This window comes from Halomonas sp. ML-15 (assembly GCF_014779595.1).
Taxonomy (GTDB): Bacteria; Pseudomonadota; Gammaproteobacteria; order Pseudomonadales; family Halomonadaceae; genus Franzmannia.
This window is the reverse complement of the sequence record NZ_JACXZT010000003.1, coordinates 218,014-237,184: the sequence shown is the minus strand read 5'-3', so window position 1 is coordinate 237,184 and position 19,171 is coordinate 218,014. Positions and strand designations below refer to the sequence as shown.

General features: G+C 63.4%; 22 protein-coding genes. 4 read left to right on the top strand and 18 right to left on the bottom strand.

Features of this window, described 5'->3' with window-relative positions; genetic code table 11:
* Positions 1 to 16: 16 nt before the first annotated feature.
* The 3 genes from nagZ to IEI94_RS04810 form a co-directional block, all read right to left on the bottom strand.
* Positions 17 to 1,036: a beta-N-acetylhexosaminidase gene (gene nagZ / locus IEI94_RS04820; protein ID WP_191166097.1), complete on the bottom strand. Its 1,020-nt coding sequence runs from the start codon at positions 1,034 to 1,036 to the stop codon at positions 17 to 19.
* Positions 1,037 to 1,290: 254 nt separating this feature from the next.
* Positions 1,291 to 1,809 carry a L,D-transpeptidase family protein gene (locus tag IEI94_RS04815; protein ID WP_191166094.1) on the bottom strand — a complete coding sequence of 173 codons (519 nt, stop codon included), beginning with the start codon at positions 1,807 to 1,809 and terminating at the stop codon, positions 1,291 to 1,293.
* A gap of 2 nt (positions 1,810 to 1,811) precedes the next feature.
* Positions 1,812 to 2,480 (bottom strand): TetR/AcrR family transcriptional regulator, encoded by a 669-nt coding sequence (locus IEI94_RS04810; protein WP_191166093.1) that lies wholly within the window; start codon positions 2,478 to 2,480, stop codon positions 1,812 to 1,814.
* Between the two features lie 168 nt (positions 2,481 to 2,648).
* Here IEI94_RS04810 and lexA point away from each other — a divergent pair, with 168 nt between their 5' ends.
* Both lexA and dinB read left to right on the top strand, forming a co-directional pair.
* Positions 2,649 to 3,299, top strand: coding sequence for a transcriptional repressor LexA (lexA, locus tag IEI94_RS04805; RefSeq protein ID WP_191166090.1), 651 nt, complete (start codon positions 2,649 to 2,651; stop codon positions 3,297 to 3,299).
* Positions 3,300 to 3,313: 14 nt separating this feature from the next.
* A complete protein-coding gene (gene dinB, locus IEI94_RS04800; RefSeq protein WP_191166088.1) occupies positions 3,314 to 4,366 on the top strand; it encodes a DNA polymerase IV in 1,053 nt (350 codons plus the stop codon).
* A gap of 43 nt (positions 4,367 to 4,409) precedes the next feature.
* Here dinB and IEI94_RS04795 read toward each other — a convergent pair whose 3' ends face one another.
* Entirely contained in the window at positions 4,410 to 5,081 is a 672-nt protein-coding gene (locus IEI94_RS04795; protein ID WP_191166086.1) for an energy-coupling factor ABC transporter permease, read from the bottom strand.
* A 24-nt stretch (positions 5,082 to 5,105) separates the two neighbouring features.
* On the bottom strand, positions 5,106 to 5,960 hold the full coding sequence (gene purU / locus IEI94_RS04790) for a formyltetrahydrofolate deformylase (RefSeq protein ID WP_191166085.1): 855 nt from the start codon (positions 5,958 to 5,960) through the stop codon (positions 5,106 to 5,108).
* A 240-nt stretch (positions 5,961 to 6,200) separates the two neighbouring features.
* On the opposite strand from purU, the gene IEI94_RS04785 reads away from it, so the two are divergent.
* Positions 6,201 to 7,778, top strand: a complete 1,578-nt coding sequence (locus IEI94_RS04785) for a ribonuclease J (RefSeq protein ID WP_191166083.1) — start codon at positions 6,201 to 6,203, stop codon at positions 7,776 to 7,778.
* Positions 7,779 to 7,891: 113 nt separating this feature from the next.
* Here IEI94_RS04785 and IEI94_RS04780 read toward each other — a convergent pair whose 3' ends face one another.
* The 7 genes from IEI94_RS04780 to mobA all read right to left on the bottom strand — a co-directional run bounded on the left by IEI94_RS04780 (position 7,892) and on the right by mobA (position 13,040).
* Positions 7,892 to 8,182: a hypothetical protein gene (locus IEI94_RS04780; protein ID WP_191166081.1), complete on the bottom strand. Its 291-nt coding sequence runs from the start codon at positions 8,180 to 8,182 to the stop codon at positions 7,892 to 7,894.
* Between the two features lie 172 nt (positions 8,183 to 8,354).
* Positions 8,355 to 9,341, bottom strand: a complete 987-nt coding sequence (moaA, locus tag IEI94_RS04775; protein ID WP_191166079.1) for a GTP 3',8-cyclase MoaA — start codon at positions 9,339 to 9,341, stop codon at positions 8,355 to 8,357.
* Complete coding sequence (gene moaE, locus IEI94_RS04770; RefSeq protein ID WP_191166257.1) at positions 9,338 to 9,790, bottom strand: molybdopterin synthase catalytic subunit MoaE; 453 nt, start codon at positions 9,788 to 9,790, stop codon at positions 9,338 to 9,340. The genes moaA and moaE overlap by 4 nt, the downstream gene beginning before the upstream one ends.
* Positions 9,791 to 9,792: 2 nt before the next feature.
* Positions 9,793 to 10,602 (bottom strand): cyclic pyranopterin monophosphate synthase MoaC, encoded by an 810-nt coding sequence (gene moaC, locus IEI94_RS04765; RefSeq protein ID WP_191166077.1) that lies wholly within the window; start codon positions 10,600 to 10,602, stop codon positions 9,793 to 9,795.
* Positions 10,603 to 10,615: 13 nt separating this feature from the next.
* A complete protein-coding gene (glp, locus tag IEI94_RS04760; RefSeq protein WP_191166075.1) occupies positions 10,616 to 11,866 on the bottom strand; it encodes a gephyrin-like molybdotransferase Glp in 1,251 nt (416 codons plus the stop codon).
* Positions 11,863 to 12,447: a molybdopterin-guanine dinucleotide biosynthesis protein B gene (gene mobB, locus IEI94_RS04755; RefSeq protein WP_224749929.1), complete on the bottom strand. Its 585-nt coding sequence runs from the start codon at positions 12,445 to 12,447 to the stop codon at positions 11,863 to 11,865. Before mobB ends, glp begins: the two co-directional genes overlap by 4 nt.
* Complete coding sequence (gene mobA / locus IEI94_RS04750; protein WP_191166073.1) at positions 12,444 to 13,040, bottom strand: molybdenum cofactor guanylyltransferase MobA; 597 nt, start codon at positions 13,038 to 13,040, stop codon at positions 12,444 to 12,446. Before mobA ends, mobB begins: the two co-directional genes overlap by 4 nt.
* Positions 13,041 to 13,285: 245 nt before the next feature.
* Here mobA and IEI94_RS04745 point away from each other — a divergent pair, with 245 nt between their 5' ends.
* Positions 13,286 to 13,867 (top strand): cupin domain-containing protein, encoded by a 582-nt coding sequence (locus IEI94_RS04745; RefSeq protein WP_191166070.1) that lies wholly within the window; start codon positions 13,286 to 13,288, stop codon positions 13,865 to 13,867.
* A 4-nt stretch (positions 13,868 to 13,871) separates the two neighbouring features.
* Here IEI94_RS04745 and IEI94_RS04740 read toward each other — a convergent pair whose 3' ends face one another.
* The 6 genes from IEI94_RS04740 to IEI94_RS04715 all read right to left on the bottom strand — a co-directional run bounded on the left by IEI94_RS04740 (position 13,872) and on the right by IEI94_RS04715 (position 19,025).
* A complete protein-coding gene (locus tag IEI94_RS04740) occupies positions 13,872 to 15,116 on the bottom strand; it encodes a uracil-xanthine permease family protein (RefSeq protein ID WP_191166069.1) in 1,245 nt (414 codons plus the stop codon).
* Between the two features lie 79 nt (positions 15,117 to 15,195).
* A complete protein-coding gene (upp, locus tag IEI94_RS04735) occupies positions 15,196 to 15,825 on the bottom strand; it encodes a uracil phosphoribosyltransferase (RefSeq protein ID WP_191166067.1) in 630 nt (209 codons plus the stop codon).
* Between the two features lie 79 nt (positions 15,826 to 15,904).
* Entirely contained in the window at positions 15,905 to 16,600 is a 696-nt protein-coding gene (gene ung, locus IEI94_RS04730; RefSeq protein ID WP_191166065.1) for a uracil-DNA glycosylase, read from the bottom strand.
* Positions 16,601 to 16,626: 26 nt separating this feature from the next.
* Positions 16,627 to 17,115, bottom strand: a complete 489-nt coding sequence (gene gpt / locus IEI94_RS04725) for a xanthine phosphoribosyltransferase (RefSeq protein ID WP_095619012.1) — start codon at positions 17,113 to 17,115, stop codon at positions 16,627 to 16,629.
* A gap of 41 nt (positions 17,116 to 17,156) precedes the next feature.
* Positions 17,157 to 17,702, bottom strand: coding sequence for an adenine phosphoribosyltransferase (locus IEI94_RS04720; protein ID WP_191166063.1), 546 nt, complete (start codon positions 17,700 to 17,702; stop codon positions 17,157 to 17,159).
* A gap of 21 nt (positions 17,703 to 17,723) precedes the next feature.
* Entirely contained in the window at positions 17,724 to 19,025 is a 1,302-nt protein-coding gene (locus tag IEI94_RS04715) for an NCS2 family permease (RefSeq protein ID WP_191166061.1), read from the bottom strand.
* Positions 19,026 to 19,171 lie beyond the last annotated feature (146 nt).

Here is a 19,171-nt window from a genome sequence, read left to right as displayed (position 1 = left end):
ACGGAAAAGGAGGATCTCAGGCGTCTTGGCTGGCACTCAGGGCCTCGAGACGGGCATGCACGCGACGCCAGCGCGATAGCGCCGGCAGCGCCTCGAGGCTCGGCCGAGCGCGGCCGTAGCGTAGTTTGGCCGGTCGCTTCTTGGCCCGCCCGGTGCAGGCATCAAGCACCTCCAGCGCCGCAGCACGGTCGTTGCATACCAGCACCATATCGCAGCCGGCATCGAGTGCCGCCAGCGCCGCGTCCCCGGGACTACCGGCGACACGCGCTGCCGCCATCAACAGGTCGTCCGAGAAGATCGCCCCCTTGAAGCCCAGCTCCTCGCGCAGCAGTCCCAGCCAGCTGCGCGAAAATCCCGCCGGCTTGTCGTCGAAAGCGCTGTAGATCACGTGGGACGGCATCACGCCATCGAGGCGCTGCGCCAGCTCGGCAAACGGACGCATGTCATGCTCGCGTAGCGACGCAAGCGGGCGCGGGTCCACCGGCAGCTCATGATGTGAGTCCGCCACCACGCTGCCATGGCCTGGGAAGTGCTTGCCGATAGCGACCATCCCGGCATCGTGTAGCCCGCTGATAAAGGCGCCGCCGAGCAGGCTGACGACCTGAGGGTCGGCAGAGAAGCTACGATCGCCGATCAACGTCGAGTCGCCGTCGACATCGAGCACCGGGGCGAAGGTCACATCGAGCCCACAGGCGGCCATCTCCATGCCCAGCAACCAGCCGGCATCCTGACACTGTTGCACCACCGCTTGAGGATCGTCGTCATAGCCCGCCGCCAGCTGGCCCATGGACGGCAGCCGCGTCACCCCTTGGCGCAGGCGCTGCACCCGCCCGCCCTCCTGGTCGATCGCCAGCAGCAGGTCGGGGCGCACCCGACGGATCGCAGCGCACAGCGCCTGAACCTGGGCAGCGTCCTCGGTGTTGCGAGAAAACAGGATCACGCCACCGACCTCGGGACGCTTGAGCATGTCACCTTCTTCTCGGCTGAGCCGGGGCCCCTCGAGGTCCAGCATTACCGGGCCGATAGGTTGGGTCATGATCATCTTCCTAGGCTGAGAAGGGGCAGATTCTAGACCAACCGCCAAGCTGACAACAGGGGATGGCGGTGCTCCACTGGGATATCACACTAGCACCACTCGGGACTGCTCCGTCGGCAGGCCTGCGAGGAGGCGCTGTAAGCCATCCCTGGGCGCTACCTACGCCATCCATGGCGTAGAACCTCCTCTTCGACCTGCCCCCGGCGTCCCTCGCTTAGCGCTTTCTTGGTGTCGGAATGGTCGCACTGGATAGGTCAGTCGTGAAGCCACACCGGTGTTCCGGGTGGTGCAAAATCGAATACCGCCAGTAGCGCCGCGTCACGCATCCTGAGGCAGCCATGCGACGCCGGGGTGCCCATCGGCTGGTCCGGGGGGGTGCCGTGCAGGTAAATATAGCGCCGCTGGGAATCTACATGACCGCCACGGTTGTAGCCCGGCTCGAGGCCACACAGCCATAGAATACGGGTCAGGATCCAGTCGCGCTGCGGGCACTCGGCGGCCAGCGTGGCATCGAATACCTCGCCAGTCGGGCGACGACCGCGAAAAACAGCGCCTGGTGGCTGGCCTGCGCCGATCGCCGCACGCACGTAGTGCCAGCCGAGCGGTGTCTGGCCGCTGCCGTCACGCTGGCCAATACCTGCCACACCGCTGGAGATCGGGTAATCGACAACCCGCTCTCGCCCCTTCCAGCACCACAGCCGCTGAGTCGATAGATCGACCTCCAGCCAGTGGCCGGTCTCCGGCGGCAGCTGATCGAGTCGCGGGGTGATCACTATTATACCGCGGCCGGCAGGCTATCGGATGGGGCGTCCGGCAGCGGCGCATTCATTGCCGACACCACCACCGGGCGCAGCCGACGGATCAGATCGCGCACGCTGACATGCTCACCATAATCCTTTTCAGCGATATCGCGCAGCGCATCGAGTCCGGAAAGCGTGAAAATCACCGTGCCGAGCACGAAGTGCAGACGCCAGAAGCGCTCGGCCTCAGGCAGATCCGGGGTGGCCTGTCGCACCAGGTCTGAAAAGCGGCTGAACACACTCCCGTAGTGCTCCTGAATATAGCGCCTCAGGTGCCCCTGGGCCTGGCTGTACGCCAACCCCAGCAGGCGCATGAAGACCTTAAGGCTGTTACGCTCGGCGGGGACATCCAGAACGGTTTTTGCCATGGTCTCCAGCAGCACCTCAAGCGGAATGACGCGGCCGGCGTACTGCGCTTCGAGCTCGTCCAGCGCCGCATGAAATCGCTCGGTGAAGGGGTCCAGGTAACGCGCGAACACCGCCTGAATCAGCGCCTTCTTGGACCCGAAATGGTAGTTCACCGCCGCAAGATTGACCTTGGCCTTGCTGGTAATGTTGCGTAGCGAGGTCTCCGCAAAACCGCGCTCGGCGAACAGCACCTCTGCGGTGTCGAGAATGCGCGTTACCGTATCCGCCTGCGCCATACCTCCCCCTCTGCCGAGTTGATAAACATTTGTTTTAAACGTTATCCCATTCTACGCAACCTGACAGTTCGTCACAAACTTGGCGTTTTAAACGCTGCAACGCTTTTACTGGATACTCAGCCATACTGTATACTTAACCAAACACCGCCACCGACCTGCGGAGGTCATATGACCCGCCCTCTTACCCCGCGCCAGCAGAACGTCTACGACTTCATCGTCAAGACCATGTCCGAATTCGGCTATCCGCCCACCCGTGCCGAGATCGCCCGAGCGCTGGGATTTCGCTCACCCAACGCTGCCGAAGAGCATTTGCGGGCACTCAACAAGAAGGGCGTGATTCGCATGGTCGCCGGCACCTCGCGGGGCATCCGCCTTCCCGCCCAGGAGCTGGAGTCGGCCGAGGCTGATACCAGCGCCCCGCAGGGACTGCCGATTATCGGTGAGGTCGCCGCCGGCAGCCCGATCCTGGCAGCGGCACATATCGACCGCCACTGCCCGCTCCCCCCCGAGTACTTCACGCCGCGCGCCGACTATCTGCTGCGAGTGCGTGGCCTGTCGATGAAGGACATCGGCATCATGGAGGGCGACCTGCTCGCGGTGCACCGTACCGAGCGCATTCGCGATGGCCAGATCGTCGTCGCACGGCTCGAGGACGAGGTCACCGTCAAGCGCTTCAAGCGCCAGGGCCACCAGGTATGGTTGATAGCCGAGAACGAGGAGTTCGCCCCCATCGAAGTGGACCTGCGCCATCAGGCGCTGGAAATCGAGGGCATCGGCGTGGGTGTGATTCGCGGTGGCAGCGGCCAGGCGCTGGGCTAAGCCTCAACCCGGCCATGCGCAAGATTCTGCACGCCGACTGCGACTGCTTCTATGCCGCGGTAGAGATGCGCGACCAGCCAGCGCTTCGCGAGGTTCCACTGGCGGTGGGCGGCAGCGCCGAACGTCGAGGCGTTGTCGCCACATGCAATTATCCCGCCCGCGCCTTCGGCGTGCGCAGTGCCATGCCCACCGCCACGGCGCGGCGGCTGTGTCCGGAGCTGGTCGTGCTGCCTCCCGATTTCGAGCGCTACCGCGCCGTTTCACAGCAGATACAGGCGCTATTCCTCGAACTCACGCCGCTTATCGAACCGCTGTCGCTGGATGAAGCCTACCTCGACGTCAGTGAGGTAGCGCGTTTCCACGGTAGCGCCACCTGGATGGCCCAGTGGCTCAAGGAGCAGACCCTGGCGCGTACCGGCATCACCCTGTCGGTGGGAGTCGCGCCAAGCAAGTTTCTGGCCAAGATCGCCAGCGACTGGGACAAGCCCGATGGCCTGACGGTGATTGCCCCCGAGGACGTGGACGGCTTTCTGCGCCCGCTACCGGTAAGCAAACTTCACGGCGTGGGGCCGGCCACCACTGCCAAGCTCGAAGCGCTGGGGATTCATCGCTGTGAAGACCTTCGCCAGCGCTCTCTGACTACGCTGCTGGAGCGCTTCGGCAAGTTCGGCCGCCACCTCTACCAGCTCGCCCGCGGCATCGATGAGCGCGAGGTCAACATCAGCCGCGAGCGCAAGTCGGTCAGCGTCGAAACCACCTTCGATCGCGACCTGCCCGACCTGGCCGCCTGCCGGCAGGCGCTACCCCCACTGATCGACAAGCTCCGGAAACGGCTGGCGCGCCACGACGATCCGCCCAGCGACAAGCGCTTCGTCAAGGTGAAGTTCGACGATTTCAGTCAGACGACCATGGAGAGCGCGGGCTACGCCGATGACTCCCGCGGCTTTCAGCACCTGCTCGAACAGGCGTGGCAACGTGGCGCCAGACCGGTGAGGCTGCTTGGTGTCGGCGTCAGGCTGGTACCCGAAGATGCCCAGCGACAGCTGACGCTGTTCGACGAGTCATGATCCAGCGGCGTCGCCGGTCAGCCATGCCGATACGCCGCAACGACTACTTGGTATCGATATAGCGCTGGGAATTGAACGTCGCTACCCACTCAGGGTGATATACCACCAGTACGCTGAGCAGCATGCCGGAGATAAAGGCCTCGGAGGGCATCAGCAGTGGCAGGAAGCGGGCATACTCACCGGCCAGGAACCAGGCCTGCGGGTCGCTCGCCCCGAGCCCCACGATCGCCACTGCGGCGAGCCCACTGGCCAGAGTGGCCAGCGCGGTACCGAAGAAGCCGCAGATGAAAACGAACACCGGCAGGTTGTCGGGCAACCAGCGGTCCACCAGCCGCCAGGCGACCACCATCACCAGCGCCGGGACCACGCCACTGATCAGCACGTTCACGCCCAGCAGCGGCCAGGCCACGCGTCCCAGCAGCACCATGGCGAGATTGACCGCCAGACAAATCAATAGCGCCAGCGGCGCCTTGAACACCAGCGTCAGCAGCGCGGTAAACACCAGATGCAACGTCAGCCAGTCCACCGCCTGGGCACGCAGCTGCCACAGCAGCAGCACGGCGACCAGCGCCGCCAGCCAGCGATGCTGCAGAGCGACATCCGCCAGCAGCGCCTGCCACGGCCGCTGCGCCAGCGCCAGGCCCAGTACTACGGCGCTGATCAACCAGCCAAGCCCCAGGATCCAGGGCATCAGCACCACTTCGGCGAAGGTCATGGCACTCTCCGTGATCGCTGACGGTCAGGCGAAGACCACCGTCTTGTTGCCATGGATCAACACCCGGTCTTCGAGGTGCCAGCGCAGCCCGCGGGCGAGCACGGCTTTCTCCACGTCGCGACCAAAACGCACCAGGTCGTCGGCGGTGTGGCAGTGGCTGACGCGGTGAATGTCCTGCTCGATGATCGGCCCCGCATCCAGCTCTTCGGTGACATAGTGGCAGGTTGCCCCGATCAGCTTGACGCCACGCTGGTAAGCTTGATGGTACGGCTTGGCACCGGCGAATGAGGGCAAGAAACTGTGGTGAATATTGATCACCCGACCGGCATAGCGCCGGCATAGCGCCGGCGGCAGGATCTGCATGTAGCGCGCCAGCACGACGCTATCCGCCTCGGCCTGCTCGACCAGCCGCTCGACCTCGGCAAACGCCTGGGGCTTGGTATCCGGCGTGACCGGCACCCGGTAGTAGGGAATGCCGTGCCACTCCACCAGCGAGCGCATGTCATCGTGGTTGGAGATCACGCAGGGAATGTCGCAGTCGAGCTCACCGGCGGTCCAGCGATACAGCAGGTCGACCAGGCAGTGACTTTCCCGAGACACCATGAGCACCACGCGGGGGCGCCTGGCGGTATCGGTCAGCGCCCAGTCCATGGAGAACTCCTCGGCGATCGGTGCAAAGGCCTCGCGTAGTTGCACGGCGCTCAATCCGATCGAGTCGGCAAGAATTTCGTAGCGCATGAAGAAGCGGCCGGTCGCCAGGTCGGAGTGCTGGCTCGCTTCGGTGATCGAGCCTCCCTGGCGGGCAATGAATCCTGACACACGGGCGACAATCCCGACCTGATCGGGACAGGACACTACCAGACGATAGTAATCGGACATCGGGGAACCATCAGTAGGGAAAACGAACGCTGCAGAGCCCGCAGGCTCCACGATAGTGTAACGAATTCAACGGCATCGGAATACGCGCGTTGTGGGGCCAGGGAGCCTTCCCGTATGATGTCGAGACGCTCTGCTCTCATTAGGCCCAACCTTCTCATGCCGCAACACCGCGTTACCGTTCGCCGTCGCCAGCGCCCACCGCTCAGATTGCTGCCCCTTGGCGGTTGTGGCGAGATCGGAATGAACATGACGCTTTACGGTTATCAGGATCACTGGCTGGCCGTTGACTGCGGGATGATGATTCGCCAGGACCTGCCCGACACTCCGCTGCAGGTGCCCAACCTGGCCACCCTCGTCGCGCTGGACATCGTACCTCAGGCGCTGGTGATCACCCACGGTCATGAAGACCATATCGGCGCGGCGGCCTGGCTGTGGCCCAAGTGGGGCTGCCCGATCTACGCCACCCCGCTGGCGGCAGGCCTGCTGCGCGCCAAGTTTCACGAGCGCGGCCTGACCAGCGACATGATCCAGGTGATCGAACCCGGCGCGGCGCTGGAAAACGGCCCGTTCAGCCTGCGCTACCTACCACTGACCCATTCGATTCCGGAAAGCTGTGCACTGCTGATCATCACGCCGCACCATAAGGTGCTGCACAGCGGCGACTGGAAGCTCGACCCCGAACCGCTGATTGGCGCGCCGATGGATCCCGCGCTGTTTCAGGCGCTGGCCCCGGTCGATCTGGTGATCGGCGACTCCACCAACGCCAACCTCCCCGGCCATTCACGTAGCGAAGGCGACGTCGCCCGCGCACTCGAACGCACCCTCGCCGACTGTCCCGGTCGAGTCATCGTCAGCTGCTTTGCCAGCAATCTGGCGCGGGTGCTGGCCGTCGGCCGCGCTGCGGCAAACACCGGTCGCCGCGTGTGTCTGATGGGGCGCTCTATGGAGCGCATGGTGAGCGTAGCTCGAGGGCTCGGCTATCTGGACGACCTGCCGGCGCTGGTACCGGTCCGCGATCTCGGCTATCTGCCTCCCGAGGAGGTGCTCGTGATCGCGACCGGCAGTCAGGGCGAGCCCCGCGCCGCCCTGTCCCGTCTGGCACAGAACCGTCACCCCCATTTCGAGCTGGTGGCCGGCGACAGCGTGATCTTTTCCGCCAAGGCGATCCCCGGCAATGAGCGACTCATCGAGCGTCTCCAGCGGGGCCTGCGACACCTTGGCGTGACGCTCTTCGACGAGCGACTTCACCCCGAGCTCCATGCGTCAGGGCATCCCGCACAGGACGAACTGGCCACCTTCTACGACTGGATCAAGCCTCGCTACCTGCTGCCCGTGCACGGTGAACAGCGCCATCAGCAAGCCCATACGGCGCTTGCAGAGCGACTCGGCATTGCCGCTCCGGTGATCCCCGTAAACGGCGACCTGGTTCGCTTCGATGGCGAGGGGCTGCAGCTCGAAAGCCGCCATCCGCAGCCGCCCTGCATCGTCAGTCGGGATGCCATCACCCCGGCACCAGGCCTCAACGGCAGTGACGCGTCGCGGCGCGACAGCCTGTTTCTGGCGATTACCGTGACACCCGACGGAGAGGGCTGGGCGCGCCTAGGTCGTCTGGTGGTCGACGCCAGCGCCGCCTCGCACCTTGATGAGGAGGATTTCGGTGATTGGCTGGACGATCAGCTGGAAGGTCTCGACGCCCACGACCTGGCCGAGCTGCGTCGTCGCCTACAGCCACGCATGATCGACTACCTCGGCGAGCGCATGCGCCACTTGCCCACCGTGCACCTGCAGCTACTTGCCGGGGATCGTTTCGACCAGTAGCTCGACCTTATCTGCTAAGCAAATAAAGACAAGGGCGAGCCGCGAGGCTCGCCCTTGTCATGCTGGTACACTAGCCGACGAGTTCAAGATCGCCAGCAATGACATCCAGCCTATCAGCTCTTCTTAGCGTTCTTAGGCGGCCGGCCTCGGCGGCGCTTGGGCTGCTCACCAACCAGATCATCCAGAGAAAGCCCCGCGTCATTGATGGCCTCACGAATCTCAGCCAGCTTGCGCTCTTTCATGGCTTCCTCTTGCTGGCGCTGCTTGTCCTCGTCCTGCTTCTGCTCGATCACTTCACCGATAACCTCGGCAAGCTTATGTAGTTGCTCCATGCTCAACTGGCGTGCAGCTGCACGAGCAACGTTCTTATTGCGAGCGATACGCTCCAGAGATTCGGAAGACATTGGCTTCCTCCATATTGAAAGTCAGGGAACACGAATATGCTGCGCCTGGATAAAAAGTATAAGCAGATATAACGACATGGCAAGAAAAGCCTACACAAAAAAACCGCCGCTTTGGAGTGGTGCGACGGCTTTAGCATCAATCTATGTGTCGAAACAGCGATGGAGTTGCCGGCTAGCCACCGGTCATATTCATGAAGCGAACGACCTGGACATCACCGTCAGTGGTAAAATGGTGACGCTCCGGCTTTAGCGGCATGGCCTCCACAATGGCCGTCTTGAGGGCATCCATATTCCCTGGATGGCGGCGCAATACGGCGCGCAGATCCACCGAGTGCTCGTTGCCTAGACACAGCAGCAAGCGCCCTTCCACCGTGACCCTGACACGATTACAGGTCGAGCAGAAGTTATGGCTGTGGGGTGAGATGAAGCCGATCCGTGATTCACTGTCGGCCATACGGAAATAGCGCGAGGGGCCAAGCGTGCTTTCGGTGGTCGGCACCAGCGGATAACGTGCTTCGATCAGGGCCTGCACTTCATCGCTCGAGCAGAACGTTTCTGCCCGCGAGTGATCCGACACATCGCCAAGCGGCATCTCCTCGATAAAGCTGATGTCGAGATGTTCGCGTCTCGCAAACTCGACCAGGTCGACCACCTCATCATCATTGCGCCCCTTGAGAACCACTGCATTGAGCTTGATCCGCTCGAAGCCTGCGTCACGGGCGGCACGTATGCCATCGATCACCTTATGCAGATCACCGGTGCGAGTCAGTTGGCGAAACTTGTCGGCATCCAGCGAGTCCAGGCTGATGTTGAGCCGAGTGAGACCGCCATCGCGCAGGGCCTGGGCATGCTTGACCAGCCCGACACCATTGGTGGTCATGGCAAAATCGTCTAGCCCCAGCGTGCCAATCTCGGACACCAACTGAGCAATCCCTCGCCTGACCAGCGGCTCGCCGCCGGTCAGTCTGACTTTCTCTACCCCGAGCTCGACGAACGCCCGCGCCACCATCGACAGCTCTTCCAGCGTCAATATCTGGGCTCGCGGCAGAAAGGTCATCTCCTCGCTCATGCAGTAGACGCAGCGAAAGTCGCAGCGATCAGTCACTGAAATACGCACATAGCGCACCCGGCGATTGAAGTCATCGATCAACGTCGTCATACACTCTCCCAGCGGCGTGCAGCGTGCTTGTCGGTATTGCGCTCCGCCACCCAATAAGCGCCGTGGCGGGTATGTTCCTTCTTCCAGAACGGGGCGCGCGTCTTGAGATAGTCCATGATGAAATCGCAGGCCTCGAAGGCCGCGCGACGATGCGCACTGGCAACCGCCACCAGCACAATGGGATCACCAGGTGTCAGCATACCGACCCGGTGGATCAGTCGTATACCGTCGAGTGGCCAGCGCTGCTCTGCCTCGGCGACGATCTGCGCCAGCGCCGCTTCGGTCATCCCCGGATAGTGCTCGAGGCTCAGCGCTTCAACGTCGGGTTTCTCGTTGAAGTCGCGTACCAGACCGGTGAAACAGACCACCGCCCCAATGTCGCTGCGTCCTTCGCAAAGCGCGCGCTGCTCGGCACCGGCATCGAAGGGCTCGTGCTGAACTCGGATCATCATCACCCCCCCGTGACGGGCGGAAAGAAGGCCACTTCGTCACCTTCGGTCAGCGGGGTGTCGTCACCGCCCATGACCTGATTGACGGCACATAGAATGCGGCCTTCCTCGAGCAGGGTGAAGTTGGCATCGCGCTCCTTGAGTGCCAGCTTGAGCGCCGCAACATCCGGTCGTGCCAGCGACGCAACGGGTATTTCCAGCTCACTGACCCCCAAGCGCTCGCGCAATTCGGCAAGACATTTGACCCGCACGCAGCGCGAATCGGCATGGGGGCCGAGACTCACCTCACCACTGTAACAGTCATCGGTGACGATCTGGGGGCAGGATGTCGGTACCGGCTCGCCACGGCGATAGTCGCCGGATTTACCACCGGTCTTGGTCAGCAAGCGAATCTCGCCAATCTGCATGTCCTTGTCGACGGCCTTGCACATGTCGTACAGCGTGAGGCAGGCCACCGACACTGCGGTCAGTGCCTCCATTTCGACGCCGGTACGTCCATTCAGACGACAGGTCGCGGTGACCTCGACACAGGAGTGCTGCTCATCGAGGCGAAAGTCCACACTGACCTTGGACAGCGCAAGCTGATGGCAGAGTGGAATCAGCTCGTGAGTTCGCTTGGCCGCTTGAATGCCGGCAATGCGGGCGGTGGCCAACACGTCGCCCTTGGGTAGGCCACCGTCGGCCAGTAGCGCCAGGGTCGCCGGCCGCATGCTGATGCGGCCGCCGGCCATTGCCTCACGGCGGCTCTCCTGCTTGTCGGCGACATCCACCATATGGGCCTCGCCGCGGGCGTTAAGATGAGTCAGGCTCATAACGTTTCGTGCCTCATATCAAACTGTCGAAGGGTTGCACGGTAACCGTCTCGCCACGGGCTACCGCTGCCCGCGATGCCTCGATCTCGATCAGACAGTTAGCGGCATTCATCGAGGATAGAATCCCGGAGCCCTGAGCGCCTGTGCTGCGCACCCACAGTTGGCCATCGGCATCGCAGCGATAGACCCCACGCAGGAAGTCCACCCGCTCCAGCCGGCTGTTGAGTGTCATCTCGGCTCGGGCCGTAAGGCGCGTTGGCTGCCAGCCCGGCTCACCCTGCAAGCCGCGCAGCACCGGCTGCACGAATTCGAGGAAGGTGACCATTACCGCCACCGGGTTGCCCGGCAAACCAAAGAAAGGCACCTGACGCCACCCCAGCCGACCGCAGGCCAGCGGCCGTCCAGGACGAATGGCAATCCGCCAGAAACCGAGCTCGCCCAGTTCGTTGAGCGCTGCCTTGATCCAGTCCGCCTGGCCCACCGAGACACCGCCGCTGGTAATGATCATATCGTGATCGCTGACGGCCTCGGCCAGTGCCGCCACTACCCGCTCACGCTGATCGGCGAGAATACCCAGGTCATGAACGTCGGCACCGAGCCGGGTCAGCATGCCGCGCAGCGTAAAACGATTGGCGTCATAGATGCTCGCCTCAGGCAGCGGCTGCCCCGGCGCAGTGACTTCGTCGCCAGTGGAGAAAATCGCCACCCGCGGCCGCCGATAGACACTGACCTCACTCAAGCCCAGCGACGCCAGTAGACCGAGATGCTGGGGTAGCAGCCGGGTACCGGCGTCCAGCACGGATTGCCCGAAGGCGATGTCCTCACCGGCCTGGCGCACGTTCTGACCGCGGCGCACGCGCTCCGCGCGGCTGATCACCACCGCTCCGTCTCCGCCCTCCTCGATCTGTTCGCTCATGATCACGGTATCCGCCCCCTCGGGTAGCGGCGCGCCGGTGGTAATGCGCAGCGCCGTGCCCGGCGCCAGCGGCTGCGCCCAGCGCTGACCGGCGAGCACCTCGCCCACCACCGGCCAGCGTGTCGGCGGCCGCTCAGGCCACGCCAGCGCAATGCCGTCCATGGCGGCATTGGTCTGCTGCGGTACATTGAGGGGTGACACCAGCGGCTCGGCCAACACGCGCCCGAGCAGCCCTGCGAGGGGGACCCGCTCGGTCCCGAGCGGCGTCGCAAACAGCGCGTCGAGCGCCGCGCGCGCCTCATCGACGCTGAGCATCCGCTCGCCAAGTTCGAAACAAGACAGCGTCATGCTGGCATCTCCCGCGGCCGCGCCTGCTGAGGCCAGCTCTGCTGCCAGGCAACGACCCAGTTACTCAGCCGCTGATGGTCATCCAGATCGAGCGATTCGACCCCTGCCGGGAGGTCCAGCACATCGGGACTGGCGACAGCCCTGATCCAGGGATCGTCGGTGGCCAGCAGCGGCTTGCCCAGCGCCGCACGATGCAGCTCCAGCTTGGGCAGCGGCCAAGCCTTGAAGCCCTCGACCAGCACCAGATCGGGGGCCAGCGGCGCCAGTTGCGCCAGCAGCTGTGACAGATCCGGCTCCGCGTCTCCGGGGGTGTTGATCATCAGCGCGGTGCGCGAGCGCGAGGCGATCAGCATCGGTGTCGCACCGGCCTCGCGCAGGCGATAGCTGTCCTTGCCGGGCTGGTCGATATCGAAGGCGTGATGCGCATGCTTGACCACCGCCGCTCTGATGCCGTGCGCCTGCAACCGCGGCAGCAAGGCTTCAAGCAGCGTGGTCTTGCCGGTGCCGCTCCAGGCGGCGATACCGAGCAGCGGCAGGTGCGCATCGAAGGTCAGCGTCATCGAGATTCCGTCACTGTTCATATTCCCAGGCGCCGCTCGAGCGCCTCGCGCTCGGCGGGGCGATTGAGATTGGCAAAGGCCTCTGGGCAGTCGCTGAAGTCGACATGGCAGTAGGCATGGCGGGCATACCAGCGGTCGATCTTGCGCTCGCCGTCGGTAAGCGCTGCGCCAAGATCATCGGCCAACTCGCGACGCATCAGCGCCACCACCGGATGGGCGCGCTCGCCGTCGTGGGCCACTGCAATGTCATGCTCCCCCACGCCTTGCCAAAGCCGCGGCACCAGTTCCATGGGCAGCGCCGGGGTATCGCAGGGCACGAACACCACCCAGGCCTGGCGGGCGGCCAGCAGGCCGCTCCAGATGCCCATCAATGGCCCCTGGTATCCCGTCTCGCGATCGCACACCACGCGACAACCCAGCGCCCGGTAATCCTCGAGGTTGCGGTTGGCATTGATCACCACCTCTTCGACGTGGCCGTCGAGGCGCTCGCGGACGTGTGCGACAAGCGGCCGTCCAAGGAAGTCGCTAAGCCCCTTGTCACAGCCCCCCATGCGCCGCCCCTGTCCACCGGCGAGAATCACACCGCTGAGCGGCAACCGCTGGTTCGTTTCCATGCCACTCGTCATACCATTATCGCCTCACGGCGGCCCATTGACCGATCGTTGATCCTGCCCAAAACTGACCAAACGGTCAAATCCGACAGGCACTGTAAGTCTTTGTCTAAAGACTACCCCATGGGCGCTGTGACTGCGACCATCGGAGCCGCCATACAGGCCTAAAGTCATAGTCGTTTCATCGGCTTATCTTTGCACCGGGGACACGCTATCATGCCGTCAAGGATCTTCAACAAGGACAGCGCATGGGTGGTTTCGACGTCGGAGCACGTCTCAAGCAACTACGACTACGGGCAGCGCTTTCGCAGCGTGAGCTGGCCAAACGGGCCGGCGTGACCAACAGCACCATCTCGTTGATCGAGCAGAACAGCGTCAGCCCTTCGGTCAGTTCACTGAAGAAGATACTCGATGCCATGCCGGTCTCGATCAGCGAATTCTTTGCCGGCGAGCAGACCAGCCAGGAGCAGGTCTTCTACCGCGCCAGCGAACTGACCGAGATCGGCGATGGGCAGCTGTCGTGGAGGCTGGTCGGTGCACGGCGTCCCAATCGCAGCATGTCGATCATCTACGAACGCTACCCGCCCGGCGCCGACACCGGCGCAGACATGCTGGAGCATGACGGTGAGGAAGGCGGCGTGGTGGTAGCCGGCACTATCGAGCTCACCGTCGATGGAGAAGCGCGCCTGTTGACCGCAGGCGACGCCTACTACTTCGACTCTCGGTTGCCGCACCGCTTTCGCAACGTCAGCGACAGCGAGTGCGTCATTGTGAGTGCCAACAACCCGCCGTCGTTTTCCGATGGCAGCGGCGAGCGCCACCACCACTGAGCCACTACTCGCCCTCGCGTGCCGGCGGCAGGATCAGGTTGAGGACTATCCCCACCACTGCCGCCAGACTCACGCCCTGCAGGGTGAACTGACCGCCGCCGAACTGCATCCCGCCAATGCCAAACACCAGGATCAGCGATACCACCACCAGGTTACGCGGCGCGGTCAGCGATTGGCCGGCGCGCACCATGGTGTTCATGCCGACCACTGCGATGGAGCCAAATAGTAGCACCATGATGCCGCCCATCACCGGACCGGGAATGGTCTGCAGCACGGCGCCCAGCTTGGCAATAAAGGCCAGCAGAATAGCGAAACAGGCGGCAACGATCATATAGCGCGGATTGAAGGCGCGGGTCAGGGTGACCGCCCCGGTCACTTCGGAGTAGGTGGTATTGGGCGGGCCGCCGAACAGCGCCGCAGTGGAGGTGGCCAGGCCATCGCCCAGCAAGGTGCGATGCAGGCCGGGTTTCTCCAGGTAATTCTTGCGAGTCACCGAGCCGATCGCCACCATGTCGCCGATATGCTCCACCGCAGGGGCGATGGCCACCGGGATCATGAACAGGATCGCCGCCCAGTGAAAGCTCGGCGCGGTAAAGCTTGGCAGCGCCACCCAACTGGCCTCACGCACCGGCGAAAAATCGACCACCCCCATCGCCAGTGCCAGTAGATAGCCGGTCAGGATCCCCCCCATGATCGGAATTAGGCGCAGTAGCCCACGACCAAACACCGCCAGCACCAGGGTGACCAGCAGGCTGATCATCGACAGGGTGATCGCCTGACCGTAACCGATATGCTCGCTGGTCTCGCCGCTGGCCATCTCCACCGCCACCGGCGCCAGCGCCAAGCCGATCACCATGATCACAGGCCCCACCACCACGGCGGGCAGTACGCGGTGCAGCCAGTCGGTCCCCTTGATGCGCACCACCTGCGACATGGCGACATAGACCAGGCCCGCGGCGAGTAGCCCGCCGAGGGTTTCAGAGACGCCGAAGCTGGCAACCGAGCCCTGGATCGGCGCGATAAACGCGAACGATGAAGCCAGGAATACCGGCACGCTCTGCCGCGTCACGGCATGGAACACCAGCGTGCCAGCACCGGCGGTGAACAGTGCCACACTGGGATCGAGCCCGGTCAGCAGCGGCACCAGCACCAGCGCCCCGAAGGCCACGAACAGCATCTGGACGCCGGTCAACAGCGTCCTGGGCAGGCTCGGCGAGGGCTCCGTTGCGGCCGCAGTCGAGTCGGTCATAAAGCGTTGCCTCTACGTCAATACATTGTTGTGAGCAAAAAAATGCCCCTTTAGAAGGGGCGAAATATTGATAGGGGTATTAGCGGGTGCCGAAGATCTTGTCCCCAGCATCGCCCAGCCCCGGGACGATATAGCCATTTTCGTCGAGTCGCTCATCGATCGCCGCGGTGTAGATCTCGACCTCAGGGTAGGCTTCCTGCACGCGGCGAATGCCCTCAGGTGCAGCGACCAGTACGATCACCTTCATCAGTGGGCAGCCACGAGACTTGAGCATATCGAGGGTGGCCAGCATCGAGCCGCCGGTGGCCAGCATCGGGTCGATGACGATCGCCAGGCGCTCATCGAGGTCGTTGGTAAACTTCTCGAAATAGGGCACCGGTTCGAGGGTCTCCTCGTTCCGGTAGAGCCCTACCACGCTGATCCGTGCGCTGGGGATCAGGTCGGTCACGCCGTCGAGCATGCCGAGACCGGCGCGCAGGATCGGCACGATGGTGACCTTCTTGCCCTTGAGTAGCTGGACCGGGATCTTGTTGCCGCTCCAGCCATCGATCTCCTGGGTCTGCAGCTCGAGATCCTGGGTCGCCTCGTAGGTCAGCAGCTTGGCCAGCTCCCCGGCCAGCTCACGAAAGCTCTTGGTGCTGATTCCCGCTTCGCGCATCAGCCCGAGCTTGTGCTGTACCAGAGGATGGTCGATGGCGTGAACGCTCATGGCGGAAGGCTCCCTCGTCAGGCTGACGTCTGGTGGATGGACAAATTGCGCGCAATTCTAGCCTGATCGCGCCCTCAGGTTAAGGCCCAGCGACCTCGGCTGGCAGCTGCCAGTCGATCGGCTCACGCCCGTGGGCGGCAAGGAAGGCGTTGGCTTGAGAAAAGTGCCGCTGGCCAAAGAAACCGCGGTGTGCCGACAGCGGCGAGGGGTGCGGCGAATGCAGCACCAGGTGTCGGCTGCGGTCGACGAAGGCGGCCTTCTTCTGGGCATAGCTGCCCCACAGCATGAAAGCGACGTGGTCGCACTGCTCATTGACCGTGGCGATGGCGCGGTCGGTGAAGGTTTCCCAGCCGCGACCGCGATGCGAGCCGGCGTTGCCCTGCTCTACGGTCAGCACGCTGTTGAGCATCAGCACGCCCTGGCGCGCCCAGTGCTCGAGAAAGCCGTGATTGACCGGCGTGGTGCCGAGATCCTGGGCCAGCTCCTTGTAGATATTCTGCAGCGACGGCGGCGTCGGCACGCCGGGGCGTACCGAGAAACACAGCCCGTGGGCCTGATCGGGGCCGTGGTAAGGGTCCTGCCCGAGCACCACCACCTTGACCTGCTCGAGGGGGGTCAGCTGGAAGGCGCGAAACCAGTGCGCCGAGTGCGGGTAGATCACCTTGCGCGCAGCTTTCTCGGCAGCCAGAAAGTCGCGCAGGTCCTGCATATAAGGTGCCTGCAGCTCATCTCCAAGATGCGCTTGCCAGCTCTCGGGAAGCGGCGATGCCGACATCCTGACCTCCTCGTCGTCGTTAGCCGTCAGGGAGTCTGTCCGCGGACCTGATCGACCAGCGGCTCAACGTAGGCGATCCCCATGTCCCAGGGGAACTGAATCCAGCAGTCCTGCGCCACTTCGGTGAGACACTGATCCACCAACGGGCGCCCTTCCGGCTTGGCATAGATCGTCACGAAGTGTGCCTTGGGGAGCATCTCGCGCACCGCCCGAGCGGTCTTGCCGGTGTCGACCAGGTCGTCGACCAGCAGCCAGCCGTCGCCGTCATGCTCGACGCCTTTCATGACATCGAGGCCGCCTTGATCCATATGGTCATAGCTCTTGATGCAGACGGTGTCGATCAACCGCACGTTGAGCTCACGGGCGATCAGGGCCGCGGGAATCAGCCCGCCGCGGGTGATGGCGATAATACCCTTGAAGTCACGCTCGACGAGTTGATGACACAGCGCCCGCACATCGCGGTGGAGCTGGTCCCAGGAAACGGTGAAGTGCTGCTGATAGCGATTGGCGCTCATGATCGATATACCGGTAAACCACTGGGGAGGACCCTGTTGCGCTACTCGTCCTCGGTGAAAGAACAGACCGCAAAGACGCCGTAGCCGGCATCGCGGATCTTCTGTGACCCGCCGAGCTCCGGCAGGTCAATGATGGTGGCGGTTTCCACCACCTGGCCACCGCTGCGCGAGATCAGCTTGGACGCGGCCAACATGGTCCCTCCAGTGGCGATCAGGTCGTCCATGACCAGAATACGATCGCCTTGCTGGAAGGCGTCGGAGTGCAGTTCGACCTCCGACTTGCCGTACTCAAGGGTGTAGGTCTCGCTGATGGTGCGAAACGGCAGTTTACCCTTCTTGCGCACCGGCACGAAGCTGCAGCCCAGCTCGTAGGCCAGCGGCGCGCCGATGATGAACCCGCGCGCATCGATGGCGGCAATCGCGTCCAGCTCCATCTCCTGATAGCGGTGCACGAAGCTGTCGATCAGCTTGCGGAACGCCCCACTATTCTGCAGCAGCGGCGTGATATCGCGGAAATTGACCCCGGGGTGTGGCCAGTCGGGGACGGTCCGAATCACGGATTTGATGTAGTCGCCGTATATGCTCATCGCGGGTCGGGTCTCATCGGGTCAGTCGAGGAAAAGGAACTTGAGAACGAACAGCAGTGCCAGAATGATCACTGCCGGGTTGAGGTCGCTGAAGCGGCCGGAGAGCGTCTTGATGGCCACATAGCTGACGAAGCCCAACGCGATCCCCTCGGCGATCGAGAAGGTCAGCGGCATGGCCAGGGCAGCGATCAGCACCGGGGCCGCCTCGGTGACATCCTCCCAGTCGGCGTGGGCCAGGCTACCGGCCATCAGCACCGCCACATAGAGCAGCGCCCCGGCGGTTGCATAGGCGGGGATCGAGCCGGCCAGCGGGGAGAAGAACAAGCTGACCAGAAACAGCCCGGCCACCACTACCGCCGTCAGCCCGGTGCGCCCACCCGAGGCGATACCGGCGGTAGACTCAATGTAGCTGGTGGTGGTCGAGGTGCCCATCACGGCACCGGCCATGGAGGCCCCACTGTCGGCCATCATGGCGCGACCGATACGCGGCAGCTTGCCATCCTTGTCGAGCAGCTTGCCGCGGTGAGCCACCCCGATCAGGGTGCCGGAGGTGTCGAACAGGTCGACGAACAGGAAGGCGAAGATCACGCTGAGCATGGCTATGTCGAGCGCACCGGCGAAGTCGAGGGCCATGAAGGTCGGAGCAATCGACGGCGGGGCCGAGACCAGGCCACCGTACTCGTTGTGACCGAACAGGATGGCCACCACGGTGACCCCGAGGATACCGATCATTACCGCGCCGGTGACCTTGAGGTAGGCAAGCGCGGTGATCACGAAGAAGCCCACCAGGGCATAGATCGCCGCAGGCTCGGAGAGATCGCCGAGCGCCACGTAGGTGGCGGTATCGGAGACCACGATGCCGGCATTCTTGAGCGCAATCATGGCCAGAAACAGACCGATACCGGCGGCAATCCCCAGCCGCAGCGAAAGCGGAATGGCATTGATGATCCATTCGCGGATCTTGAACACGCTGAGCAGGAAGAAGATAAAGCCCGAGAAAAACACTGCCCCCAACGCCGCTTCCCAGGTGTAGCCCATGCCCAGCACCACGCCATACGTAAAGAAGGCGTTGAGGCCCATGCCGGGCGCCTGGGCAATCGGATAGTTGGCCCACAGCCCCATGATCAAACAGCCCACTGCCGCGGCCAGGCAGGTGGCCACGAACACCGCCCCGTAGTCCATGCCGGTCTCGGACAGAATACTGGGGTTGACGAAGATGATATAGGCCATGGTCAGGAAGGTGGTGATCCCGGCAATGACCTCTGTCTTGATGGTGGTGTTGTTCTCAGACAGCTTGAAGTGGTTATCCAGCAGTCGTTTCATCGGCTTAGTCCTGCGCGTGGGCGTACAGCGCCCGGGGTGCGAGAAAAGCCGCACATGGTACCCAAAGGCATCGGGGGATGCGAGACACATATAAGGTACATGGCGACCTGCGTTGATTGTTGTAATGACCGGCATCTCGCCAGCCT